General features: G+C 46.6%; 25 protein-coding genes. 14 read left to right on the top strand and 11 right to left on the bottom strand.

Annotated elements, in window-relative coordinates:
- Nucleotides 1–101 precede the first annotated feature (101 nt).
- The 6 genes from pyk to H8K52_RS10770 all read left to right on the top strand — a co-directional run bounded on the left by pyk (nucleotide 102) and on the right by H8K52_RS10770 (nucleotide 6,992).
- Nucleotides 102–1,532, top strand: a complete 1,431-nt coding sequence (gene pyk, locus H8K52_RS10745) for a pyruvate kinase (protein WP_186922898.1) — start codon at nucleotides 102–104, stop codon at nucleotides 1,530–1,532.
- A gap of 333 nt (nucleotides 1,533–1,865) precedes the next feature.
- Nucleotides 1,866–2,930 carry a class II fructose-bisphosphate aldolase gene (gene fba / locus H8K52_RS10750; protein ID WP_186922899.1) on the top strand — a complete coding sequence of 355 codons (1,065 nt, stop codon included), beginning with the start codon at nucleotides 1,866–1,868 and terminating at the stop codon, nucleotides 2,928–2,930.
- Nucleotides 2,931–3,074: 144 nt separating this feature from the next.
- Nucleotides 3,075–3,971, top strand: a complete 897-nt coding sequence (locus tag H8K52_RS10755; protein ID WP_186922900.1) for a phosphoribosylaminoimidazolesuccinocarboxamide synthase — start codon at nucleotides 3,075–3,077, stop codon at nucleotides 3,969–3,971.
- Nucleotide 3,972: 1 nt separating this feature from the next.
- Complete coding sequence (gene purE / locus H8K52_RS10760) at nucleotides 3,973–4,479, top strand: 5-(carboxyamino)imidazole ribonucleotide mutase (protein WP_186922901.1); 507 nt, start codon at nucleotides 3,973–3,975, stop codon at nucleotides 4,477–4,479.
- Nucleotides 4,480–4,745: 266 nt separating this feature from the next.
- On the top strand, nucleotides 4,746–5,948 hold the full coding sequence (locus H8K52_RS10765) for a 5-(carboxyamino)imidazole ribonucleotide synthase (protein WP_186922902.1): 1,203 nt from the start codon (nucleotides 4,746–4,748) through the stop codon (nucleotides 5,946–5,948).
- 12 nt (nucleotides 5,949–5,960) lie between these two features.
- Entirely contained in the window at nucleotides 5,961–6,992 is a 1,032-nt protein-coding gene (locus tag H8K52_RS10770) for an L-threonylcarbamoyladenylate synthase (protein WP_186922903.1), read from the top strand.
- A gap of 44 nt (nucleotides 6,993–7,036) precedes the next feature.
- Here the strand turns inward: H8K52_RS10770 and H8K52_RS10775 are convergent, their stop codons facing one another.
- A complete protein-coding gene (locus H8K52_RS10775; protein WP_186922904.1) occupies nucleotides 7,037–7,291 on the bottom strand; it encodes a SemiSWEET family sugar transporter in 255 nt (84 codons plus the stop codon).
- A complete protein-coding gene (locus H8K52_RS10780) occupies nucleotides 7,288–7,797 on the bottom strand; it encodes a flavin reductase family protein (RefSeq protein WP_186922905.1) in 510 nt (169 codons plus the stop codon). The genes H8K52_RS10775 and H8K52_RS10780 overlap by 4 nt, the downstream gene beginning before the upstream one ends.
- 222 nt (nucleotides 7,798–8,019) lie before the next feature.
- Between H8K52_RS10780 and H8K52_RS10785 the strand changes: the two genes are divergently transcribed.
- The 4 genes from H8K52_RS10785 (at nucleotide 8,020) to ybeY (ending at nucleotide 11,523) form a co-directional block, all read left to right on the top strand.
- Entirely contained in the window at nucleotides 8,020–8,337 is a 318-nt protein-coding gene (locus tag H8K52_RS10785; protein ID WP_246464446.1) for a hypothetical protein, read from the top strand.
- Between the two features lie 78 nt (nucleotides 8,338–8,415).
- A complete protein-coding gene (gene miaB, locus H8K52_RS10790) occupies nucleotides 8,416–9,741 on the top strand; it encodes a tRNA (N6-isopentenyl adenosine(37)-C2)-methylthiotransferase MiaB (RefSeq protein WP_186922906.1) in 1,326 nt (441 codons plus the stop codon).
- A 139-nt stretch (nucleotides 9,742–9,880) separates the two neighbouring features.
- Nucleotides 9,881–11,047, top strand: a complete 1,167-nt coding sequence (locus H8K52_RS10795; RefSeq protein WP_186922907.1) for a PhoH family protein — start codon at nucleotides 9,881–9,883, stop codon at nucleotides 11,045–11,047.
- 11 nt (nucleotides 11,048–11,058) lie between these two features.
- Nucleotides 11,059–11,523 (top strand): rRNA maturation RNase YbeY, encoded by a 465-nt coding sequence (ybeY, locus tag H8K52_RS10800; RefSeq protein WP_186922908.1) that lies wholly within the window; start codon nucleotides 11,059–11,061, stop codon nucleotides 11,521–11,523.
- Between the two features lie 34 nt (nucleotides 11,524–11,557).
- On the opposite strand, the gene H8K52_RS10805 is transcribed toward ybeY, so the two are convergent.
- The 3 genes from H8K52_RS10805 to H8K52_RS10815 are packed head-to-tail and all read right to left on the bottom strand — an operon-like array spanning nucleotide 11,558 to nucleotide 13,104.
- Nucleotides 11,558–12,202 carry a DUF4386 family protein gene (locus H8K52_RS10805; RefSeq protein WP_186922909.1) on the bottom strand — a complete coding sequence of 215 codons (645 nt, stop codon included), beginning with the start codon at nucleotides 12,200–12,202 and terminating at the stop codon, nucleotides 11,558–11,560.
- A gap of 53 nt (nucleotides 12,203–12,255) precedes the next feature.
- Nucleotides 12,256–12,507 (bottom strand): helix-turn-helix domain-containing protein, encoded by a 252-nt coding sequence (locus H8K52_RS10810; protein WP_186922910.1) that lies wholly within the window; start codon nucleotides 12,505–12,507, stop codon nucleotides 12,256–12,258.
- Between the two features lie 9 nt (nucleotides 12,508–12,516).
- Nucleotides 12,517–13,104, bottom strand: a complete 588-nt coding sequence (locus H8K52_RS10815) for a hypothetical protein (RefSeq protein WP_186922911.1) — start codon at nucleotides 13,102–13,104, stop codon at nucleotides 12,517–12,519.
- Between the two features lie 200 nt (nucleotides 13,105–13,304).
- Between H8K52_RS10815 and H8K52_RS10820 the strand changes: the two genes are divergently transcribed.
- Entirely contained in the window at nucleotides 13,305–13,787 is a 483-nt protein-coding gene (locus H8K52_RS10820) for a histidine phosphatase family protein (RefSeq protein WP_186922912.1), read from the top strand.
- Nucleotides 13,788–13,871: 84 nt separating this feature from the next.
- On the opposite strand, the gene H8K52_RS10825 is transcribed toward H8K52_RS10820, so the two are convergent.
- Nucleotides 13,872–14,183 (bottom strand): DUF1294 domain-containing protein, encoded by a 312-nt coding sequence (locus H8K52_RS10825; RefSeq protein WP_186922913.1) that lies wholly within the window; start codon nucleotides 14,181–14,183, stop codon nucleotides 13,872–13,874.
- A gap of 231 nt (nucleotides 14,184–14,414) precedes the next feature.
- Here H8K52_RS10825 and H8K52_RS10830 point away from each other — a divergent pair, with 231 nt between their 5' ends.
- Both H8K52_RS10830 and lnt read left to right on the top strand, forming a co-directional pair.
- Nucleotides 14,415–15,296: an HlyC/CorC family transporter gene (locus tag H8K52_RS10830; protein ID WP_186922914.1), complete on the top strand. Its 882-nt coding sequence runs from the start codon at nucleotides 14,415–14,417 to the stop codon at nucleotides 15,294–15,296.
- A gap of 6 nt (nucleotides 15,297–15,302) precedes the next feature.
- Nucleotides 15,303–16,859: an apolipoprotein N-acyltransferase gene (lnt, locus tag H8K52_RS10835; RefSeq protein ID WP_186922915.1), complete on the top strand. Its 1,557-nt coding sequence runs from the start codon at nucleotides 15,303–15,305 to the stop codon at nucleotides 16,857–16,859.
- On the opposite strand, the gene H8K52_RS10840 is transcribed toward lnt, so the two are convergent.
- A complete protein-coding gene (locus H8K52_RS10840; protein ID WP_186922916.1) occupies nucleotides 16,856–17,236 on the bottom strand; it encodes a hypothetical protein in 381 nt (126 codons plus the stop codon). The two genes, lnt and H8K52_RS10840, sit on opposite strands and share 4 nt — an antisense overlap.
- A gap of 193 nt (nucleotides 17,237–17,429) precedes the next feature.
- On the opposite strand from H8K52_RS10840, the gene H8K52_RS10845 reads away from it, so the two are divergent.
- Nucleotides 17,430–18,704 carry an MFS transporter gene (locus tag H8K52_RS10845; RefSeq protein ID WP_186922917.1) on the top strand — a complete coding sequence of 425 codons (1,275 nt, stop codon included), beginning with the start codon at nucleotides 17,430–17,432 and terminating at the stop codon, nucleotides 18,702–18,704.
- A gap of 154 nt (nucleotides 18,705–18,858) precedes the next feature.
- Here H8K52_RS10845 and H8K52_RS10850 read toward each other — a convergent pair whose 3' ends face one another.
- Genes H8K52_RS10850 through H8K52_RS10865 form a run of 4 tightly spaced genes read right to left on the bottom strand, consistent with a single transcriptional unit; the run spans nucleotide 18,859 to nucleotide 24,863 of the window.
- Nucleotides 18,859–20,124, bottom strand: a complete 1,266-nt coding sequence (locus tag H8K52_RS10850; protein ID WP_186922918.1) for a TolC family protein — start codon at nucleotides 20,122–20,124, stop codon at nucleotides 18,859–18,861.
- Nucleotides 20,124–20,450: a DUF3240 family protein gene (locus tag H8K52_RS10855; RefSeq protein ID WP_186922919.1), complete on the bottom strand. Its 327-nt coding sequence runs from the start codon at nucleotides 20,448–20,450 to the stop codon at nucleotides 20,124–20,126. The genes H8K52_RS10850 and H8K52_RS10855 overlap by 1 nt, the downstream gene beginning before the upstream one ends.
- The gene (locus H8K52_RS10860; protein ID WP_186922920.1) at nucleotides 20,443–23,577 is read right to left on the bottom strand and encodes an efflux RND transporter permease subunit; all 3,135 of its coding nucleotides are present in this window, start codon (nucleotides 23,575–23,577) and stop codon (nucleotides 20,443–20,445) included. The genes H8K52_RS10855 and H8K52_RS10860 overlap by 8 nt, the downstream gene beginning before the upstream one ends.
- Nucleotides 23,577–24,863, bottom strand: coding sequence for an efflux RND transporter periplasmic adaptor subunit (locus H8K52_RS10865; protein ID WP_186922921.1), 1,287 nt, complete (start codon nucleotides 24,861–24,863; stop codon nucleotides 23,577–23,579). The genes H8K52_RS10860 and H8K52_RS10865 overlap by 1 nt, the downstream gene beginning before the upstream one ends.
- Nucleotides 24,864–25,048 lie beyond the last annotated feature (185 nt).

Consider the following 25,048-nt stretch of genomic DNA (forward strand, 5'->3'; position numbering starts at 1 on the left):
TTTATTGTTGAATTTCTCTGCGTACTCTGCGCCTCTGTGGCGAAAAAATAAGATTTTAAGTTTAAGCCCGACCTTGTAAAAATTATCCATCAGGAGATTCAATGTTACGCGGAACCAAAATTGTAGCGACAGTAGGCCCGGCATCCAATGATCTAGATACCTTAGTGAGTATGTTAAAGGCTGGTGTGAATGTAGTTCGTCTGAACTTCTCACACGGCAAAGCACAGGACCATATTGATCGCGCTGCACTGGTACGCAAAGCAGCGGAAGTCTGTGGCATAGAAATCGCGATTATGGCGGACATGCAAGGTCCGAAAATCCGTATTGGCAAGTTTGAAAACAGCAAGATTCAAATCGAAAATGGCGATAAATTTATTCTCGATGCGGATTGCACCTTGGGTAATCAAGAGCGCGTTGGCCTAGATTACAAAGCCTTGCCGCGCGATGTGAAACCAAAGGACGTCTTGTTATTGAATGACGGTCTAATTGTGTTGATCGTTGATAAAGTCATTGGAAATGAAATTCATACCACAGTGAAAATCGGTGGTGAGTTATCGAATAACAAGGGTATTAATCGTCAAGGCGGCGGTTTAACTGCACCAGCATTGACTGCTAAAGATATGGAAGACATCAAAACAGCGATGTCTTTCCAAGCCGATTATCTGGCGATTTCTTTCCCAAAAAATGCCACTGATATGGAAATGGCACGCCAACTGGCGAACATAGCTGGTGAACCGTATAACCATAAACCGATGATGATCGCGAAGATTGAACGTGCGGAAGCGATTCCAGCGTTGCAAGAAATTCTCGATGCTTCTGATGGCATCATGGTCGCGCGTGGTGACTTGGCGGTTGAAGTCGGCAATGCCGCGGTTCCTGCTTTGCAAAAACGCATGATCAAAATGGCGCGTGCATCGAATAAATTGGCAATTACAGCGACTCAAATGATGGAATCCATGATTGTAAACGCTGTGCCAACCCGTGCCGAAGTCTCCGACGTTGCGAACGCGGTGTTGGATGGTACAGATGCAGTGATGTTGTCAGCAGAAACAGCCTCCGGCAAATATCCGATTGAAACGGTAGAAACCATGGCAGCGATTTGCTTGGAAGCTGAGAAGTTCCAAGAGTGCAAATTGGATGCCGACTTTTTGAATTTGCAATTCACGCGTATCGATCAATCGATTGCGTACGGTGCTTTGTTCACAGCGCACCATTTGCGCGTGCAAGCAATCGCAGCCTTGACTGAATCAGGTTCGACCGCATTGTGGATGAGCCGCCAAAGTATTGACGTGCCTTTGTTTGCGTTGACACCAAGTGTCGCGACGATGCGTAAAGCCGCTTTGTACCGCAATGTGCAGACTTTTAAGTTGCCGTACAACCCAGACCGCGATTTGGTGTTGAAAGAAGCGGAAGATGTCTTGCTTGATAAAGGCGCGGTCAAAAAAGGTGATTTGATCGTGGCAACTTGGGGCGAGCAAATGGGTAAAGTGGGTGGCACCAATGCCATGCGAATAGTAAAGATCGGCGAATGAAGTCGCTATAAATCCAATTGTAGGGCGCATTGCGTCGTTGCAAAGCCTCGCAATACTTGTGTATTGCTGCGTTTTGCGCCTAGCACAGCATCCCTAAAATTGAATTTCTAGAGGCTTCATAAAAATGTATGCAATTTGAACACGATTCAAATCGATGAACTCAGAAAAGCCACAAGCTTGTTGAGGCGCTGAGTAAGCGTAGCGAGCGGGCAAAGTTTGAATTAAGAAGCGCAACCGTACTTCAGTACGGTGAGCATCGCAGATTCAAAATCTGCCCGCGCAGTAGCTTAATCAGTGTCTCAAAGGAAGATTTTTTTATTTGGAGTAAAAACTATGTCTCTCGTATCTATGCGTCAATTGTTGGACCATGCAGCTGAAAACGGCTATGGCATTCCAGCGTTTAATGTCAATAATTTGGAACAAGTTACAGCGATCATGGAAGCCGCCAATGAAGTCGGCGCGCCGGTGATTATGCAAGCCTCTGCTGGTGCGCGTAAGTACGCCGGTGAAGCTTTCTTGCGCCATTTGATTTCTGCTGCGGTCGAAGCCTATCCGCATATCCCAGTGGTGATGCATCAAGATCACGGCCAATCTCCTGCAGTTTGTATGGCTGCGATTAAGTCTGGTTTCACATCCGTGATGATGGACGGTTCCTTGATGGAAGACGGTAAGTCTGTCGCGAGCTATGAATACAACGTTGCAGTGTCCAAAGAAGTGGTGAAGTTTTCCCACTCTATCGGTGTAACGGTTGAGGCGGAATTGGGCGTATTGGGTTCTTTGGAAACCATGATGGGCGACAAAGAAGATGGTCACGGTGCGGATGGTAAGATGACACGTGAACAGTTGTTGACTGACGTTGCACAAGCAGCTGATTTCGTCAAACAAACTCAGTGCGACGCTTTGGCGATTGCTATCGGTACTTCCCACGGCGCATACAAATTCTCCCGTAAGCCTACTGGTGATATTTTGGCGATTGACCGTATCAAAGAAATCCACGCACGTATTCCGAATACGCATTTGGTGATGCACGGTTCTTCTTCTGTTCCACAAGAATTGCTCGAAGAAATTCGTCAATTTGGTGGTGACATGAAAGAGACCTATGGCGTGCCAGTTGAAGAAATCGTCATTGGTATTCAAAACGGCGTCCGTAAAATTAACATCGATACGGACATTCGTTTGGCAATGACCGCAGCGATTCGTCGTTACATGTTTGAAAATCCAAGCAAGTTTGATCCACGTGATTATTTGAAACCAGCGCGCGAAGCAGCGAAATTGGTTTGTAAAGCACGTTTCTTGGCATTCGGTTGCGAAGGTCAAGCGGCAAAGATCAAGCCTTTGACTTTGGAAAAAGTTGCAGAGCAATATAAATCAGGTGCATTAGCACAGGTTGTTAACTAATCTGAGCCGATCACTTTTTAGATCGAAGTAACCCGGGCGCGTGGTGCGCCCCGCAGGGAGATTCAAAGCTTGTTTATTGATGCGGATAACGTATTGATGAAGAACTGATGAATCTCCCTTCAGCATTTTTTTTGAGACCACATTATGACTACGCAAATAAACTCCACTTTACATTCGCTACCACTGTTAGGTCGTGGCAAAGTCCGTGATAACTATGCCGTTGGCGAAGATAAACTGTTGATCGTGACAAGTGACCGCTTGTCCGCATTTGACGTGATCATGAATGAAGCCATTCCTGATAAAGGTCGTGTGCTCAATCAAATGGCCAACTTCTGGTTTGAAAAACTCGGTCATGTGGTGCCAAATCATTTGACCGGCATTGATCCAGTATCTGTCGTAGCGGCTGACGAAGCAGAACAAGTGCGTGGTCGCGCAGTCGTTGCCAAGCGCTTGAAACCGATTATGGTTGAAGCGGTAGTTCGTGGCTACATTATCGGTTCAGGTTGGAAAGATTATCAAGACACAGGCGCGATCTGCGGCATCCAATTGCCAGCGGGTTTGCCACAAGCTGCTAAATTAGATGCGCCGATTTTCACACCAGCGGCAAAAGCTGAAATGGGTGAGCATGACGAGAACATCAGCTTTGCTGACATGGAAAATCGTATCGGCGCAGAACTCGCGGCCAAGATGCGCGACATCAGTATTCAGCTGTACACCGAAGCGGCAAACTACGCAGCAACACGCGGCATCATCATCGCCGATACGAAGTTTGAATTCGGTCTCGATGACAATGGCGTATTGCATTTGATGGATGAAGTGTTGACAGCAGATTCTTCCCGTTTCTGGCCAGCAGACTCTTATGCGACAGGGATTTCGCCACCATCGTTTGATAAGCAATTCGTACGCGATTATTTAGAAACGATTACGACATGGAATAAAACGGCACCTGCGCCAACTTTGCCGGATGAAGTCGTGCAAAAGACGGCAGCGAAATACCGTGAGGCGTTGGAACGCTTAACGGGTGAAAGTTTGAAGGCGTAATATGAGCGACGCAACATTAAATGCAGCGCCGATCATCGGTGTTGTGATGGGCTCTTCATCCGATTGGGATGTGATGCAACATGCAGTGAATATGCTGAAAGAATTCGGCATTCCTTTCGAAGCGCAGGTCGTGTCTGCACATCGTATGCCAGATGAAATGTTCACTTATGCTGAAACAGCACGTAGTCGCGGCATACGCGGCATTATCGCGGGAGCAGGCGGTGCAGCACATCTACCAGGCATGATTGCAGCGAAGACCATCGTGCCTGTATTTGGTGTGCCTGTGCCGTCTAAGTATTTGCGTGGTGAAGACTCCTTACTGTCTATCGTACAAATGCCGAAAGGCGTCCCAGTCAATACCTTTGCAATTGGTGAAGCGGGCGCGGGTAATGCAGCGTTGGCAGCGATTGCGATGTTGGCGACGACCGATGATGCAATGGCCGCCAAGTTAGAAGCCTTCCGCGTGAAGCAAACGCAAGTTGCGCGGGATATGCATTTACCTTTGTAATACGACAGCTTTGGCGAAGCAGTAAATTTTTTTCGCCGTAGAAGCACATAGATCGCAGTATTGTTATTTTTAAGTGCAGGCCATTCAGGCGTCATCCCTGCGCAGGCAGGGATCCAGTGTCTTTAGGCTTTTACGCTGCTGGATTCCCTCCCCCCGCGGGAATGACATTGAGTAACAAGCGCTCTAGATTTTTAGTTTTGTACCAGCATCAAACGACGTTTCAAATCGCATTTAATTTGTATCGCACCAGCATGGAAAAACCAACGATGTCCACTTCTACTATCAATACCAATCCACAATTCCCCAACAACAAAACCAGCATGTTAGGCATGGTTGGTGGTGGACAATTAGGACGTATGTTTGTGCATGAAGCACAGGCTCTGGGTTTTAAAGTGATGGTGTTGGAACCTGAAGCAGGCAGCCCAGCTGCACATGCTGCCGATGGGCATATTCAAGCTGCTTATGATGATGCGTCGGGTTTGCAGCAATTAGCAGCAGCCTGTACTTCGTTCACGACCGAGTTTGAAAACGTCCCCGCAGCAAGTCTGGCTAAGCTGGCGGAAACCGGTTTTGTCGCACCAAGCGCCGCTTGCGTCTCCATCGCCCAAGATCGCATCGAAGAGAAAGCTTTCTTCACGCGTTGCGCACCACAAACCGACATTTTGCCAGCACCGCACGCGATTCTGCGTACAGCGGATGATCTGGAAAAAGTCAGTGCCGATTTGTTTCCGGGTATTTTGAAAACTGCGCGCATGGGCTATGACGGCAAAGGTCAAGTGCGTGTGAAGTCGATGGAAGAATTACGCACGGCATTTGACAATCTCAAGGGTGTGGTCTGTGTGCTTGAAAAAATGCTGCCGCTCGCCTATGAGATTTCTGTATTGGTAGCACGTGGTGCAGATGGTCAAGCTGTCGTGTATCCGATTGCAGAAAACGTTCATCGTGATGGCATCTTGTTTACGACAACAGTGCCAAGTCCGCACGTCTCTGAGCAAGCTGCATTGAAAACCCAAAACGCGGCATTGAAATTGATCGCGGATATCGATTACGTTGGCGTGCTCTGTATCGAATTTTTTGTCTTGGAAGACGGCTCCGTTGTCGTCAATGAAATGGCACCGCGGCCACACAATAGCGGTCACTACACAATTGATGCTTGCGTGACCAGTCAATTCGCTCAGCAAGTCAGAGCGATGGCACGTTTGCCTTTAGGCGATGTGCGTCAGCATTCACCTTGCGTAATGTTGAATATTCTTGGTGATATTTGGTTTGACGATGTTGAACAAAATACTGAACGTCAACCTGCTTGGGATAAAGTCTTAGCCTTACCATCAGCGCATTTGCATTTATACGGCAAGTCGGAAGCGCGTCGTGCCCGCAAAATGGGACACATCACTTTTATAGCGCCAACATTAGAACAAGCGCAGGACGAGATGCGCCAAGCTTGTGCCATCCTCGGCATTGAAGTTTGATCGCGACCGAGGTTGAGATTGAATTCTTCTGAACAAATTCTTGCCGCTGCGCGCGCCTTAGAACAGGGCGCATTAGTCGGCTTTCCTACAGAAACTGTGTACGGCCTTGGTGCCGATGCGGAGAATGTCGATGCAGTCGCGAATATTTATAAAGCCAAAGGTCGGCCATCGAATCATCCGGTGATTGTGCATGTTGCTCCCGAAGCGGATATTTCGTATTGGGTCAAAGAGATTCCAGCACCAGCACAAATACTGATCGACGCTTTTTGGCCCGGACCTTTGACTTTGATTTTGAAGCGCGCCGATCATATTCCAGATGCGGTCTCTGGTGGTCAGGATTCTATTGGTATCCGTTGTCCTTCGCATCCCGTTGCACAAGCTTTATTGCGCGTATTTAAAGACGGTAAGGGTGGCGTTGCCGCGCCATCTGCAAATAAGTTTGGTCATGTTAGTCCGACAAAAGCCGAGCACGTCTTAGAAGAATTTCCCGAAGAAGTAGCAAGCGGCATGATTGCCTCAGTGCTCGATGGTGGACAAAGTGATGTCGGTATAGAATCGACGATTGTGGATATGAGTCGTTTAGGGACACATGGCCCAGTGTTATTGCGCCCCGGTCATATTACTGCGACACAATTGGAACAAGTGTTGGATATGACTGTGAATGCGCCAGATCAAGCTGCGCCGCGCGCGTCTGGAACATTGGAAGCGCATTATGCGCCGAGTACACCGGTTGCGATGGTCGCAGTTGAAGAATTAGAGCCGACGATTACGCAATTGCTTGCAGCGGAAAAGCGCGTCGCCGTGATGGCGTACCAGCCACATACAAGCAATGCGCAATTGCAGGGATGGCGTCAATTGAATCCAGATCCGGTTTCCTATGCCCATGATCTTTATGCGGATCTGCGTGAGCTCGATCATGTTGGCGCTGACATTATTCTGGTTGAAGCATTACCAATGGAGCGTGAGTGGCAAGGCGTGGCAGATCGTCTTCGCCGCGCAGCATTTGATTCTCAGGGTATTTTAGAACGCTTGTTAACTGCCTAAGCGCATGTTAAACGCACGTCAGACGGACTGAAGCTGAACCGCTTTCACTTGTAGACCAACTTCATCACTAAAATGAATGCCGAAAGTGATAGTGAAATCACGTTGGCCACAATAATGGGCCAGGCTCCAAGCATTAAGCCATAGATTAACCAGCCAACCGTGCCGGTCACCATGATGCAATACATACCAAGAGAAACGCCCTCAGCGCGTTTGCGGCGCCAGGTTAGCCATGCTTGCGGGATAAATGCGCTGGTCGTGAGGAAGGCCGCGATGTAGCCGACGATATCGAGTTGGGTCATAAGGCTTTGCTAGTCAAGAATTGACCTTGGTGAAATACTAAAGGCGCTTGATCAAGTGCAGCACATTGTTCAACTTCGCCTACGAAAATCACATGGTCACCCTCAGGATAGCGGCTGCGATTGAAGCATTCAAACCAGGCGGAAGCACCTTTGAGTATGGGGAGTCCGGTGCGTGACAAAGTATATTCGACACCTTGAAAACGGTTTTCGGTGCGACTGGCAAATTGTTCTGCCAGATGTCGTTGATCTGCGGCTAAAACATTGACCACATAATGTGAATTACCAGTAAAAACCGACAAACTCTGAGCACGATCACCTAAGCTCCAAAGCACCAAAGGTGGGTCCAGCGAGACTGAGTTGAAAGAGCTAGCGGTCAATCCAAGCAAGGTTCCATCTTCTAGTCGTGTCGTGATGACCGTAATGCCGGTGGCGAATTGCGATAGAGCATGGCGAAAGTGGCGGCTATCAAAATCTGGGGGAAGTGCTGTGTTGGTTGGGGTGAACATTGGATTTCCAAAATCATTTTCCAGCATTATCCCAGATTTTTCCTAAACGCATCGCCTAGAAAATCGGTGCATAGTTTGCGTCTTTGTAAAAAACGAAGAAAACACTAGCGTGTGTTAAACTGTAGCACTCATTGCTAGTGAGTTGATTTTGTAACTGATTGATTTTTAAGAATATTTAATCGTGAGCTTGCCATGCTAAATAGTAAAATATTACGACTCCTTATGATGTCTTGGATCTTGACAGTTTTTATGTCGATATTGAGTGTCAATGCGATGCAAATTGAACGCAAATTCCCTGAGGACATTAAGCGTGGCAAATTAACTACGACAGCACTGGCTCAACTCGTGATTGACGGAAAGTTGAGAGTCGATTCACCGGCTCTGCGCATCTTTAATGAAGACAATTCCATTTCAACTATTGCAAGTGTTGATGTGCGAAATATCGTGATTAACTATGTGGAAAATGAGATCGGCGAGATCGTCAGGATTTGGATTCTAACTGCGGAAGAAGCTCGACAGCCACTACCCAAAAAGAATTAAGTAAGGACTTGCGAACCTATTTTCGCAAGACAGATTTTTGTAATGTGTTTTATTTAATAGTAGGAAGAATCTAGTTCCATGCAGAAGAAAGTATTCATCAAAACCTTTGGTTGCCAAATGAACGAGTATGACTCGGACAAAATGCAAGACGTGCTGGCGGCAACCGATGGCATGATCAAAACCGATAATCCGGAAGATGCCGATGTGATCTTGCTCAACACCTGTAGTGTGCGTGAGAAGGCTTCGGAGAAAGTGTTTTCGGATCTTGGCCGCCTGCGTGAACTGAAGAAAACGAAACCAGATTTATTGATCGGCGTTGGTGGCTGTGTCGCTTCGCAAGAAGGCGAAGCGATTGTTCGTCGCGCGCCTTATGTGGATGTGGTCTTCGGTCCGCAAACTTTGCATCGCTTGCCGCAATTGATAAAAGATCGCCGTGATACAGGTCGCTCACAAGTCGACATCAGTTTTCCTGAAATTGAAAAATTTGACCATTTGCCTCCTGCTAAAGTTGAAGGCTCCACCGCTTTTGTTTCCATCATGGAAGGCTGTTCTAAGTATTGCAGTTATTGCGTAGTGCCTTACACGCGTGGTGAAGAAGTTTCACGTCCTTTCAACGACGTCTTGGTCGAAGTGGCTGGCTTGGCGGAGCAAGGCATTAAAGAAATTAGTTTGCTAGGTCAAAACGTCAACGCTTATCGCGGCGTCATGGAAGATGGCGAGATCGCTGACTTCGCGTTGCTTCTTGAATTCATTGCAGAATTCCCGCAAATAGAACGTATTCGTTTTGTGACTAGTCATCCTAAAGAATTTAATCAGCGTTTGATTGATGCCTATGCAAAAATTCCTAAGATAGTTGATCACGTGTATTTGCCGGCGCAACATGGCTCAGACCGTATTCTGGCGGCGATGAAGCGTGGATACACTTCATTAGAATACAAATCGGTAATCCGGAAATTGCGTGCAGTGCGCCCGAATATACATATTTCCTCCGATTTTATTGTCGGCTTCCCAGGTGAAACGGATGAAGATTTTGATGCGCTGATGAAGTTGATTAACGATGTGGAATTTGATAATAGCTTCAGCTTTATCTTTAGCGCTCGTCCCGGTACACCAGCGGCGAGTTTGGAAGACACTACACCTGCACCGTTAAAGCTCAAACGCCTGCAGTTTTTGCAGTCAGTGATTGATGCGAATACCAAAAAATATAGCAATGCGATGATAGGTACGATACAGCGTATTTTAGTTGAAGGCCCATCGGTCAAAGACCCAAATGAGTTGCAAGGTCGTACCGAGAATAATCGCGTAGTGAATTTCCCAGGCGGTAAAGAGTTGATCGGTACTTTGGTGAACACACGCGTTACGGAGTCTTATAATTATTCTTTACGCGGTGAGTTGGTCGACTAATTTTGCTTAGGTATAAAAGTAGGGTGGGTTGCACCCGCCCTACGATCTTATGGTTTTCTCTGCGTTCCTCTGTGCCTCGGCGTCTCTGCGTTGAGGGGTTTTAATTTCGACCTAGATTTATTTTAGGAAATAAAAAATTTTGAAAACGAAAACGCCAGTTCCAGTTTTATATTTTGTTCCGCAGCCGTTGGATAATTTGCGGCTTGCGCATTTGTGCGGCCCTTTGGATGAAAACCTGCGACAAATTTCTGCGGCTTTGGATCTGAGTATTTTTCGCCGTGGTGAGAAATTTATCGTCAGCGGAAACAATGCGGAAAAAGGTCTGGAGTTACTCGAAAAATTTTATGCGCAAGCGAAGAAAATCATCACTATTGATGAAGTTCAGTTAGCCTTGGTTGAGCAACGGGCAGCGAGCAGTTTGAAAAAAACGGCAGAGACTGCGTTTGAACCGGAAGCAGATGTCGAAGACGTATCGACTACAAAACGCCGTACTACAAAAGCGACGACGAAGACGGTGACTTCAGCAAAAAGTAAAGTCAAAGAAATCGCACCGGTCGAGGTTGAAGAAGCTATAGAAAGTCCCATCCTCAAAACTCGCCGCAGTGATTTACGCGGTCGCACGCCACATCAAAATACCTATATCAAATCTATCCTCGAACATGATATTAGTTTCGGTATAGGTCCAGCGGGAACTGGTAAGACATACTTAGCAGTCGCTTGTGCCGTCGATGCCTTAGAGCGTGATGCGGTAAAGCGTATCGTATTGACGCGTCCAGCAGTGGAAGCCGGTGAGCGCTTAGGTTTCTTGCCTGGTGATTTAGCGCAAAAAGTCGATCCTTATTTACGCCCTTTGTATGATGCGTTATACGATTTGTTAGGATTTGATCGCACCCAAAAAATGTTTGAAAAACAGGTGATCGAAATCGCCCCTTTGGCTTACATGCGTGGCCGCACTTTAAATCATTCTTTCATTATTTTGGATGAGGCGCAAAACACCACGCCTGAGCAAATGAAGATGTTCTTAACGCGCATCGGTTTTGGTAGCAAGGCCGTGATTACTGGCGACGTGACGCAGATTGATTTACAGCGCCATCAAAAGAGTGGTTTAGTCGATGCGTGCCAAGTTTTACGCAATGTACGCGGTATCGCCTTTAACCAATTTACTAGTGTTGACGTAGTGCGACATCCTTTGGTTGGTCGTATTGTTGATGCCTATGAAGAAGCGACGCAACATCAAGACCAGCAAGATGCGGAGATCGTCAATCTGAAGCACGCAACTGCAATGAATAAACCTCGACGTAGATAATGTAAATAATCATGGCAACTAGTCCTAAACCTAAATTAACACTATCCGTTCAATACGTCGACGAGCGCTTGAAAGACGTATTAACCCGTCCTTTATTGCGCAAAACCATACAAGCGGCTTTGTTCTTCCCAGCAGAATTGACGCTGCGCATCGTCGACGCTGAAGAAGGACAAGAACTCAATCGTGATTATCGCGGCAAAGATTACGCGACCAATGTGTTGACCTTTGCCTACACCGAAGATAGTGATGCTGAAGTCACGCAAGCCGATATCATTTTGTGCACCGATGTGCTTGAAAAAGAAGCCAAAGAACAAAAGAAAACCGTGCTCGAACATGCTCAACATTTAGTTGTACACGGTGTCTTACATGCACAAGGCTATGATCACGAAACAGATGAAGAAGCCGAAGAAATGGAAGCTTTGGAAGTCGAGATTCTGGCGGGTTTGGGTCTAGCCAATCCTTACGTAGAGTCTTGATTTTTCGTTTCGAAATTCGAACTCGCTTAATCCATTAATCTTGGCGTTGCCGCAGTAATGCAAAGCCAAGATAGCTAAACCAGATGATTTGGCTAAGACCAAATATTTCTGTGAGCCCATCAGCAGGGTAGCATGTTGCGATGCCTGCGACACCAACAACAATGCCAAGATAGTGCAATGTTGTCGGTAGCACCTTAGCTTTCAGTCCTGCGCAGCTAATCAGCAAAACCCACAGCCCCCCAACAATTTCATTACCGCCGCCCAAAGCGCCCGTTATCGTGGTAACACTAAGCCACAGCGCACGCGTTTGCCCTGGTTCTGTGAGACTCAATTTGAGAACTGCATCTAAACCGATGTTCGCCAGCATTCCACTAGCGATGACCAGACCAGCCCACAAAACGCCAAAGATTGAGGCGAGTTGCGTGAGTGTGGCCGCAGTACTTTTTAATCGTTCATGTAGTGCCAATACTAAGACTGCTAGCAGTATGCCAAAGATGACATAAGCAAGTAGATTACTGAAGAAAAGTAAGCTTTGTTTCCCCGCTAAAAATGTCAATTTTTGCGCAGTATCAAGTCCGCTCGGCGCCGCTAGTACGGTACCGTAAAGTACAAATGTGGTGATATAAATTAAGGCTTCACATAGTGCTGCAATGCCAGCTGTTTTCTGTAAATTCATCATCGTTTGTTTCCTTTGTCGGTTATGTTCAAGTGGCCGTGTTGGAACTTCAGAAATTACCCAGCATTTTCTACATCGTTAGTTGTGTTCTGTGCCTCGGATACCTTGCCGTCAAAGGCCAAAATATCGCCTGGCTGACACTGCAATACCTGACAAATTTTTTCCAGCGTATCAAAGCGTATCGCCTTCGCACGTCCTGATTTGAGCACCGATAAATTTTGTGGTGTGATATCGACTAATTCCGCCAAAGTGTTCAGACGCATTTTGCGCTGTGCTAACACCACATCTAAGTTCACAATGATAGGCATGCAGTTTCCTTAAATGGTGAGTTCGGCTTCTTCGTTGAGATCGGTGCCGATTTCCAGGGCCCATAGGATCAGGCTATAGAAACCGAGATCGATTAGCGTGATTCCAGACAAGTAACACCAATTCAAAAAACGCTCGCCATTGCCATTATCGAGTTGAGATGCGACAAAACAAATTGCAAGGAAATGGACGAGTATGGCGATCCATGAGAAGTAAAAATTCACGCGATATGCCTTGCGAGCATGGTTAAGTGCGCGCGCATTGAAAACATCACCTGAGTGGAAACATTGAACTAAATTTTGAACATGGGTAAGGATGTAGATTAAAGGAGCGAGGAATAGCCCTAGAAAAATAAGCAGAAAAATCCTTGCAGTTAAAGTGATTCCTGGCTTGAAGAACTCGCCAAGTTGATTGGGATCGTCTATCAATTTAATAATGCTTTGTTGAAGGTCAATGTTGCCAGAGTCTACAGAGATTAGAGCAAGGAGGCCAGCAATGCCGCCTAAATACGCAAGGGTAAGTAATGGCGTAAATAACCAAAGCAAATATCCACTAATTTTGCGAAATGCAGCAATACGTTTGTTGCGTTCTAAGTTCATACATCGCTCCTGAATTGGTTTCTCGATGTGCGTATTGTATGAAGTAAAAATATGAAAAGCAATTAAAAATTATCGTTTATCGATAATTTTTTATTGTTATGTAATTTTTTGTGTTTGATGTACGTGAGCTGTTTATAATCTCATGAAGTGTCTTTTATGACGGCTAATCGACAGTTGAAAATCCTTGAAAAGAGAAAGAAATGAAAAATATCTTACGCGCATTCCTATTGATCTTGGCCTTTCAGATAAGTGCGGTAGCTTGGTCGCAAACCATCGTGATTGTGCGTCACGCTGAGAAAGTTGACGAAAGTCGAGATCCACTTTTAAGTTTGAAGGGCAAGCAGCGTGCAATCAATTTGGCGCTGCATTTGCGTGATGCGGATATCAAACGTGTTTATGCGACCGAATTTCAGCGCACGCAGATGACGGCGGCACCTTTAGCGGATGTGCGTCAATTGTCGGTCACACAGTATGCCGCGAAAGAATCTGCGAGTTTTGGAAAAACTCTGTTGGCGGCAGATGTGAATACTTTGGTGGTCGGACACTCAAACACCTTGCTCGATATTTTGAAAGGTATGGGGATCACCGATGTGAAACCAGTTGCGGATGATGAATATGATCGTCTAATCATCGTGACACTGAACAAAAATGCCAGTCCTTCGTACACTTTGTTGCGCTATTAGATTCGATGCATTCGTCTTCGAAAGGCGCTCAATGCCGAGGAACCGTGAAGCATGTGCGCCTTGAAAGTCTCAGTTTTAGCTTTTTCAATCACTGAAAATTCCTGTGGAACCGAAGAGCAAGAAAAGTAGTGCAACATGCAAGCCAAAACAAAACCAGCTAAACCATTTGAAAAATGCTTTCTGTGTCTTGTGTCGGAAAAAAGACTGTGCAACTAAGGCACCAATAGCACCACCAGCGAATGTGTAGCCATGCAAGGTTTTCTCTGCGATGCGGGGTTTTTTTGTACGTGCCGCTGCCTTGTCCCAGCCATATAGCCAGAAGCAGATTAGATTCAGAATGAGGTAGTAGGAGATGAAAAAACTCTCAAGCGGATATTCTTGGAAGAATTGATGCATGTTATTGAGGATTGCGTACAGAAATTGGCAGTATAAAGAATTTGACTGTTTTAGGTGAAATAGTCGTGCTAAGTGTTTGAATTGTATTTATGTTTTATGGATAAGTTCCTTTTTGTATAGCCAGATTCTTGAACTTGAGACGTGGTTTTCCTGAGAAAATGCGGCCAAAATTTGGGAAAACCGCGCAGATGTTGTATCCTGTAGGATTGAAACAACGGCGTTAAGCCCATTATGCAAGAGCACTCTAGTAAGGTCAGACCATCTGACCTTAAACCACACAGGTCATTGTTTGAACGATTGACCGCCTTAATTTCTCCTGAACCCGAAAACCGCGAAGAGCTGTTAGAAGTCCTGCACGACGCGCAAGAACGTAATTTGATCGATGCCGATGCCTTGGCAATGATCGAAGGGGTTTTTCAAGTCTCCGATTTATCTGCCCGTGACATCATGGTGCCGCGTTCGCAAATGGATGTGGTGGATGTTTCCAAGCCGATAGCTGAATGGATACCAGAAGTGCTGGAAACAGCACACTCGCGTTTTCCAGCAGTCGATGGCGACCGTGATAAAGTCGTTGGTATTTTGTTGGCGAAAGATCTGCTGCGTTACTATGCGGAGGAGAGCTTCGATGTACTCAAGATGCTACGCCCAGTTGTCTATATTCCTGAATCAAAACGTTTGAATATTTTGTTGCGTGATTTCCGTGCAAATCGTAATCACATGGCGATGGTGGTCGATGAATATGGTGCGGTTGCTGGATTGATTACGATTGAAGACGTGTTAGAACAAATCGTCGGCGACATCGAAGATGAATATGACTTTGACGAAGAGGAAGATAACATCATCGTCCTAGAAAATCAGGGTAATGGCAAACGCTGGCGTGTAAAAGGCTTAACGGAAATTGAGCAATTCAATGAAGTTATTGGTACTGAATTTACCGATGCAGATGCCGATACCGTTGGTGGCTTCATCACGAATCATTTGCAACGCGTGCCGCACAAAGGCGATGAATTCAATATCGGCCAATTGTATTTTGAAGTCTTGCGAGCTGACGCGCGCCAAGTGCAAATTGTCTTGGTTGAAAAGCGCAGTGCTAGTTATAGCGCGGAAGACTGAGCTGGCATGATCGTTGTAAATTCTTGGTTGCAAAAACTCTCGTTGCCACGGGCTAGTCTCGTGGCATTGCTATTAGGGGCTTTGAATGTTCTTTCATTCGCCCCTTTTTTCATTTGGCCAATACAATTATTCAGTGCTGCAATAGTGATATCGATGCTGATATCGCACCCTGAGTGGAGTAAGAAACAGACCGCTGTTCTCGGCTTAAGTTACGGCTTTGGTACCTTTGTTTTGGGTGTTTGTTGGTTGGTAGTGGCGATGTCGCGCTACGGTGGCATGCCCTTCGCTTTGAGTGTCATTGCGCTCATGCTATTGGCAGCCTTCATGGCGATTTTCCCAGCATTCTGTTTTGTCGCCGTTCAATTTCTTCGTAAGAAGTGGAAGACCAACGATGCCCTCAGCGCCTTGATTTTGTTTCCGGTCGCTTGGGCCGCAAGCGAATTCTTACGTGGACATTTATTTACGGGCTTTCCTTGGGTGTCGATTGGCTATGCGCACAATGTGAGTCCGCTGGCAGGCTATGCGCCAGTATTTGGTGTCTATGGTCTAGGTGGCGTGGCGATGTTGGCGTCTGCTTGCATTGCTCTGATTATCCTGCATAAGTCTTTGCGTCTAGTTGCTAGTATTGGTTTCTTGGTGGTGTTAAGCGGTGGCTTTGCATTGCGCCAAATTGCGTGGACTGAGGCGAATGGTAAGCCGATTAGTGTCCGTTTGGCGCAAGGGAATATCGATCAAGGCATTAAGTTTACGCCGAGTTTTCTGGACGAAACTTTACGTATGTATGCGGATTTAATCACAGAGAAGTCCGCAGATTTGATCGCGATACCTGAGACAGCTTTACCTATTTTTGTGACCGAGTTGCCGCCTAATTATTTGCCGCGACTACAAGATTTTGCCAGACAAACGGATAGTCGTTTGATGCTTGGTGTGGTGAGTGATGATGGCAATTATCGATACTCGAACAGTGTGATTGGTTTGGGAGGTGATCCCTATCGATATGATAAGCATCATTTGGTGCCATTTGGTGAATACGTCCCGTTCGGTTTTCGTTGGTTCGTCGATATGATGCATATTCCGCTGGGCGAGTATCAAAACCCGGGCGTAGTACAAGCCGCGATGGCGGTCAAAGATCAATGGGTCATGCCAAATATTTGTTATGAAGATTTGTTCGGCGAAGAGATCGCCCAACAATTACGCGCGCAAGCTGAGACCAAACAGGGCGCCGCAAATATTTTATTGAATGTGTCGAATCTTGCTTGGTATGGCGATTCGATTGCCATTCCTCAGCATCTGCAAATTTCACAAATGCGTAGTTTGGAAACTGGTCGTCCTATGTTGCGTTCGACGAATACCGGCGCAACAGCGATCATCGATGCGCGCGGTCAAGTCGTGGCGCGCTTGGATACATTGACGCGCGGTACCTTGACAGGACAAGTGCAAGGGATGCGTGGGTTGACGCCGTATATCCGTTTTGGGAATTGGCTGTGGGCTGCGTTTGCCGTAGTGGCGATGCTTGGCGCTTACCTGTTGAGTCAGCGCCAAAACTCAAAGAGCCAAACTTAGTATTTTTTCGAAGAGGCGTTGGTCGCTTCAATATCCGCCAAACATTCTAAGCCTCGCGCGGTAATCACATTTTTGCCGCTCGTGGCATCCACTTCAATATGCGCTTTTTTACCTAAGAAAGTCGCGACTGGACCACTCAAGATAAAATCGGGATTCGCTGCAATGGCACGCAATCCATCAATACATTGTTTGATAAATAAAACTTGTTTCCCATTGTCGGTTAACTCAAAACTACCATCACGCTTATGCGCAATTAATTTGATACCGACTAAACGTTTGGAATTACGTGAGATGCAGGCATTAGGGCGCGCGCCTCTTGGTAATTTAGTGATTTGTTCTAATGCATCATATTCGTCGATGCTGAGGTTTTGATTCATTGTGATTTTCTTATGAAGAACTGTTTCGCAGGCGATAGTTTAACACTCTTAGTGTCTGTATAAAAATCTAGCCTAGTTCTTTTGGCGTATCCCTAGCCTGAACAGCCTAGTCCTTTACCTACTTCAGACGAATTTCTCATTTGGTGAAACTCCCCTAAGCTGACAGCACTGATAATAGTTAAGGGAGTAAATAATGACTACGCAGGTAAATAGTTCTGGCAAAGCCAATTCGGTACTGGGCGCCAGTACACTGGCTTTCACCATCTGCTTCACGATTTGGATGATGTTTGGTGTCATCGGAATCCCAATTAAAAAGTCTTTGGGATTGAACGAAACCCAATTTGGCTTGCTCACCGCGATGCCGGTCTTGACCGGCTCTTTAATCCGCGTACCGCTAGGTATTTGGACCGATCGATTCGGTGGTCGCATCGTCTTATTTCTGCTGATGATCAGTACCGTGATTCCAATTTATCTGATCAGTTACGCAACAGCGTATTGGCACTTTTTGGTTTTAGGCCTTTTCGTTGGATTGGCTGGTGGTTCTTTCTCAGTCGGTACGCCGTATGTCGCGCGCTGGTTTAAAAAAGACCGTCAGGGCTTAGCGATGGGTATCTTTGGTGCTGGTAACTCGGGTGCTGCAGTGAATAAATTTATTGCACCAGCGATTATTGCGTCCGCTGGTTGGGTGATGGTGCCGAAGGTATACGCTGTGATGATGTTGGCTGCAGCGCTGATTTTCTGGGCGTTTTCGTCTACCGATCCTAGTCACAATGTGAAATCCACCGCGAGTTTCGCGGAACAATTGAAGATGCTCAAAGATCCTAAAGTTTGGCGGTATTGTCAGTATTATTCCGTAGTGTTTGGTGGATACGTTGGTTTGAGTTTGTGGATGGTGAAATACTATGTGACTGAATACGATTTTGATATGAAGGACGCTGCTTTGCTGGCTGCCTGCTTCTCTTTGCCGGGTGGCGTATTGCGTGCTTTTGGTGGTTGGTTATCGGATAAATATGGTGCGTACAAAGTAACTTGGTGGGTGATGTGGGTATGCTGGGTGTCGTTCTTCTTGTTGTCTTATCCTCAGACTGAATTCACGATCAAAACAGTGACGGGACCACAGGTATTTAACATCGCGTTGACGCCCATCATTTTCACTAGTTTGTTATTTGTTGTTGGTATTGCGATGGCGGTCGGTAAAGCATCCGTGTTCAAATTTATCTCAGATGAGTACACCCACAATATCGGTGCGGTATCGGGCGTGGTGGGTTTGGCTGGTGGTCTTGGTGGCTTTGTCTTGCCGATTATGTTTGGTGCGATGGTCGATTTAACTGGCGTGCGTAGCTCTTGCTTCATGCTTTTGTATGGCACAGTGTGCGTATCTTTAGTATGGATGCACTTCCAGTTCCGTAAAGAGATTATGCAATCTGCACAAGCTGCATTGAACTCTGCAAATACTGCGAATGCATGAAATGCATGGTCCAAAGTGATGAATTAGCTTGATAGTTTGACGAAGGCGGGTAGCAACTTAAAACAGTCAAGTCAGCGAATGAAAATAAAAAATGCTCCAAGAATGGATTAAAATTCTTGGAGCATTTTCGTATTGGATGACGATCAAGCGCGATTTAATCTAAAGCCCAAATTAAATGCGCATCTAAATGCAGACGGGCATAGGCGGCCAGTGCGTCGATTTGTGCGGTATCTGCAGCAATCGCTGCATCGAGCGCCATTTTTCTGGTGTTGAGTGCATCTGTGATACCGACTTCACCAAGTCGATACGCAGTCTGCATGAGATTGGCTTGTTGCAGGCTTTGCTGGTGCAAGCTTTCCAAGGTTTTCCATGTGGTGTAAGTACGTTGACTATCGGTAATCGATTGTCTTGCCATCAGCTTTACCTTGGTTTGTACTTGCTGCAATTTCTCGTTGGCGATTTGCGCCTTTGTCGATGCTGCGCTGCGCTCACTGCTTCGTGCCGCACCAGGAAATGGCATAGAAATAGTAAAACCAAGAACCCGTTCTTGGCCATCACGCTCTCGACTTGAACGTATGCCTAAACTTGGGTCGGGCATTTTGTCTTGATCAATCCGCGCTGCCTGCAATCCCACAAATTCTGCTTCAGCTTGAGCAAGCTCAAGTTCATGATTGTCTTCCATAATTTTGTCCAACCAATGCTCTGTGCTTTTTGCATCTTGCTCATTCAGATTAATTGGTTGCGGAAGTGATGACGTAACTGGAACAATCAAGCCTGGATAGTTTGCTTGCAATGCTTGTATTGCCAGTTCGACGCGTTGCTCTGTTTGTTGTAACAAGGCTCGCACGCGTTGTAGCTCGGTTTCTGCAAACAGCTGCTCAAACTTCGCCGCATCCCCAGCCTTGACGCGTTTAATGGCAATCGCGTTGAGTTGTTCCGCAATTTCAAGTTGTTGGCGCAATTGTTGTTGTGTGAAATTTTCACGAATAACTTCAAACCAATCCTTCAGTAAAGCACGACTGGTCTCATGCCATTGATCGGCATAACTGGCTTTTGCTATCTCAATCCCTTTATCGCCGATGGCGCGATCTTTATCCGCTTTGCCAAACCAACGGATAGGGCGTTCTAAGGCAAATTCTTGCTCACGAAAACGTTCACCGAATTGGTCGGTGCGACGACTGATACCGACTCTTGCGGTCCACTCATAGTGACCGGCTTCTAGTCGTGATTTCTGACTCCCTGCTAGATTGATTCCCATATTGCCAGCACGAAGTTGCGGTATCTTTTCAAAAGTCTTTCTGACCATGGCGTCAGGCGGCAATATGGATAGTGGATCGTCATTTGCTAGAACGGGGAGAGCCAGCAGTCCAGTCGCGACCAAGCACACACGAGCCACTGATTTTACTTTTATGTTGAACATCAAAATCTCCCAAAACTATTGACTGGCGTGACCCAATAGGCGACATCGCTATTCTTAATTTTTTCACCTAGCGCTGTGACTAATTGCATTAATTGTGTTTGTTCGCCAACCACCATGATGAGTTTGCGCTTGCTACGGCCTTGCACTTTTTCAATCGCAGTAAGGAGCGCCGCACCTTGCCCCATACCTTGTGCATCGATAATTGAAAAGCCGCTAGCCCATTGCGGATTGAGTAAAAGAAAATCACAGATTTCTTCGGTAAGACTGAGCGGAATCGCTAGCGTTAACATACTGTCCATATTGTGATGCGTAGAAGTATTAGTCATGCTGATCACCTGACGTTGATTCTGTGTTGGTATTGGCATTGGTATTGGCACTCGCGCGCGCTGATTCTGGTGGAGCAATACCAAAGCGTTTAAACAAAATAGGCAACAAGATGAGTGTCAAACTAGTCGCCGATAACAAGCCACCGATGACAACAATTGCAAGTGGTCGTTGAATTTCTGAACCTGGTCCGGTTGCGAGTAATAAAGGAATTAAACCGAAAGCGGTGATGCTGGCAGTCATCATGACCGGCCGGAAGCGGCGTAAAGCACCTTCTGATACCACCTCATCAATCGGTACACCACGCGCGACTAATTGGTTGAAATAGGTAATCATCACCAAGCCATTCAAGACCGCAATACCCATGAGTGCGATAAAGCCGACCGATGCCGGTACTGATAAATATTCGCCGGTCACTGCCAATGCAATCACGCCACCTAACATCGCGAATGGAATGTTCACAAACACCAAGACGGATTGACGGACGGTACCGAGTGTGGCGAATAGTAAGAAGAAAATCAAAGACAGGGCAATCGGTACAACCACACCAAGACGCGCTGCCGCACGTTGCTGATTCTCAAATTGACCACCCCAAGAAAGGCGATATCCTTCCGGCAATTTGATCTGCGCAGCGACTTTGGCTTTGGCTTCGTCAACAAAACCAACCAAATCACGACCGCGGACGTTTGCACGTACTACCACCACGCGTGAGGAGTTTTCGCGTTCAATTTTGACTGGTCCATCAACCATTTTTAGTTCGGCGACTTGACTTAAGGCGACCGAAGTACCGTCTGCGATGGGCAGGCGGATTTGTTGAAATAGATCGGCCGACATCTGCAAATACGAGCTACCACGCAGCAACAAAGGAATACGACGACCATCTTCAATCACGATGCCAGATTGGCGTCCCTCAACCATGGTGCGTAAATCGTGCTGAATCTGGTCAACGCTTAAACCAAGTCGACCAGCAGCCTCTTGGTTGATATCGACCTGTAAATATTGCACGCCACTATTTTTGATCGTTAGAACGTCTTCACTACCTTGTATGCCTTCCACCGTTTTAACGACGCTGTCTGCAAGTTTCGCCAGTGTCTGGTTATTGCTGCCATAAATCTTAATCGCCAGATCGCCACGCACACCAGATAACATTTCTGAGGTGCGCATTTCGATAGGCTGTGTGAAGCTGAAATTGACACCAGGAAATTCTGACGTGACGGCGCGTAATTGATCGATTAAGGCTTCTTTGCTTTTGCTTTTCCATTCAGCATGGGGTTTCAACACCAAGAAGGTATCGGTCTCATTCAGACCCATTGGATCCAAACCCAATTCATCAGAACCAACGCGAGCAATCACATTGAGCACATCAGGTACGGTTTCCAAGATCCGCTTTTGAATTGCCATGTCGAGTTTTGTGGATTCATCCAAATTTACCGAAGGGAGCTTTTCAATCTGCATAATGATGTCGCCTTCATCCAAACTCGGCATGAAAGACTTGCCGATGAAGGGGAATAAAGCGGCGGTGACGATTAAAGCGACCACCGATGCCAGCATGACTTTTTTCGTGTTTTGCAGCGCTAGCGTCAGTAATTTTTTATACATTGCTTCTAGCTTACGTACTAACCATGGTGGTTCATGATGTGCTTGCCCCATCATGAAAGACGCTAAGACCGGGATTACCGTGAGCGATAAAATTAAAGATGCAGCGATCGCAAAAGTGATCGTCATCGCCACTGGCGCAAACAACTTGCCTTCTAAACCTTGTAGCGATAATAGCGGTAAGAATACGATCATGATGACCACCATACCAGCAGTTACTGGCACAGCGACCTCGCGTACGGCACGATAAATAATATGCAGTTTAGAAAAATTGGGGCGCTCTTTATCAGCGCTATGTGCCTCAATGTTTTCCACCACGACCACAGCGGCGTCAACTAACATACCAATCGCGATGGCGAGACCACCCAATGACATTAAGTTGGCGCTAAGTCCAAATTGTCGCATCAATAAAAAGGTGCCGAGCGCGGCGAGTGGCAGGATGCACGCAACAACTAAGGCGGAACGCACATTCCCCAAAAATAGATAAAGCAAGATCACCACTAAGATCGTCGCTTCGGCTAATGCTTTGGTGACAGTATTCACTGCGCGTTCAACTAAGTTACCACGATCATAGAAGGGCTTGATAGTCGTACCTTGTGGCAGCGTTTTTTCTATGAGTTTGAGACGTTGGTTAACTTGTTCAACTACCTTTTGTGCATTGGCGCCACGCATTCCCAAAATCAAACCTTGAACCGCTTCACTTTTGCCGTCTTTCGTCACACTGCCGTAGCGGGTTAATTGACCGATCGTCACCGTCGCGACATCACCAATTCTTACCGCAACACCACCGCGTTGATCAATCGTAATCGCACGCACATCGTCGATGCTGCGAATGCTACCGTCACTGCGTACTAGCAAGGATTCTTCGCCGCTATTCAAACGACCTGCACCATCATTGCGATTATTACTCTCGAGCGCATCTTGTAATTGTTGCAGAGACACCTTGCGCGCCGCTAAGGCAACTGGATCGGGAATGACTTCGAAGCTTTTGACTAGACCGCCTAAAGTATTGACGTCTGCCACGCCCGGAATGTTGCGTAGCTGCGGGCGTACTGTCCAATCAAGTAAGGTGCGTTTTTCCATCAAGGACAATGGACCTTCGATGGTGAACATGAAGATTTCGCCTAGCGGAGTGGTGATTGGTGCCAGACCGCCACTGACCGAAGCTGGTAAATCTTTCAGTACACCATTTAAGCGCTCATTGACTTGCTGGCGCGCCCAATAGACGTCGGTGCCATCTTCAAAATCCAAGGTGATATCGGCCAGCGCATATTTGGATTGCGAGCGCAAAATCACTTGGTGCGGAATGCCGAGTAGTTCTTGTTCTATCGGGGCGACGATACGCGTTTCTACTTCTTCCGGCGTCATGCCAGGCGCCTTCATGATGAGTTTTACCTGTGTACTCGATACGTCGGGAAAGGCGTCGATGGGGAGATTATGAAAAGCTTGAAAGCCAGCCGCAATCAAGACTACCGTAATAACGAGAACCAATAGTCGTTGAGCTAAGGAAAAGGCGATAAGGCGCGCTAACATTATTTCTTCTCACTTGCTGAAGCTGCGTTCTGAGTTGCGTTCTGAGCTGCATTCTGATTGCCGCCCTTGTTCGCTGCTTTGGTGGCCGGAGCAGGTGCAGGTGTTGGCGCATCTTCTCCTTCCGCACCTAACCCCAGCCATGCGCCTTTGAGTACGACTAAACCTTGCGTCGCGATTTGTGGATTGCTGCCGAAATTACCTGTCAGCCAAATTTTATCGGGTGAGCCTGAAACGACTTTGACTTCGAGTGCCTCAAAACCCTGATTGTTTTTTAAAAACACATATTGCTGATTGCCACTACGTACCAAGGCATTCGCTGGCACACCATAACTGTTTTTGACTGCCTGATGACCAATATGGCTAGCTTCGACAAATTGGTTCAGGCGCAAGCATGAGGCTTGTTTCGCCTGATTGACTTCTTGTGCACGAATAATAATGCTCTGATTGCCTGCATCAATTTGCGGTGAAATCGCCATGACTTTAGCGTTGCCGCAGTCTTTGATTTGCAACATGTCACCGACACGAATTTGTACCGCTTGAATTTTGGAAGCTTGGAATTCTATCCAAAATGGCGCATCGCCACTGAGTTTGGCGATCGGCATGCCGGCTTCGATTCGTTGTCCAAGCTGAGCCTGAAAATCCAGCACTGTCCCTTTTGATTTGGCATAAATCGCGGTAGTCGTTATTAAACTTCTGGTTTTGAGCAATTGCTTTAAGGCGTTATCACTTAGTCCTGCCGCCTTTAAACTCTGGCGACGCTCGCTCGCAGCAACTTCCGTTTGCATCGCTTGCGCGCGGCTTTCTTGAAGTCGGCTCTGTGACACAATGCCTTCTTTAAATAAGTTCTCATCGCGATTCACCTTATCTTGTGCCAATTGTGCTTGCGTTGCTAATTGCAAATATTCTCTTTGCATTTCCATCAATTGTTGGCTAAAGATAGTCGCAATTGGCGTTCCTGCTTTGACTTCCTGCAAGGGATTGACATGAATAGTTTGAATCACACCGCTCACGACCGCGCTAAGTAGCTGAGTTGCAGAGGTCGCGGCCACAACCGTGCCTGACAATCGCAATCCTTTGTCTGCGAGGTTCGCATTCGCGGCCAAGCCACCGTTCGTGGCTGGTACTGCCGCTTCAATCCGAATTCCTGAGCGAGTGATTTGCTGCTGGCTTATATGAATCTGCGCATTGGTCTGCGCATCACTGTTTGGTACCAGACCAAAGAACCCAAGTGTGCTGAGGAGTAGAAGCTTGCTAAATTGTTTTTCTTGATGAATTAAAGTAAGCATAATAGTCTCATTGAGGAAAGGATGAAACCATTCTAGTTGTTGGTTCTTAAGAACTCCTTAACATGTCAGGCTTATTATTTAAGAAAAGTGAATTTAACAGTACGTTGTTGTTAATCGACAAATACTCAGTGAGCTGTAGCCGGAAAAATGTGTATTTGGAAGATGCATCGTTGGCAAAATAATAT

This window comes from Affinundibacterium seohonense, assembly GCF_014284305.1.
Lineage (GTDB): Bacteria > Pseudomonadota > Gammaproteobacteria > Burkholderiales > Burkholderiaceae_D > Undibacterium > Undibacterium seohonense.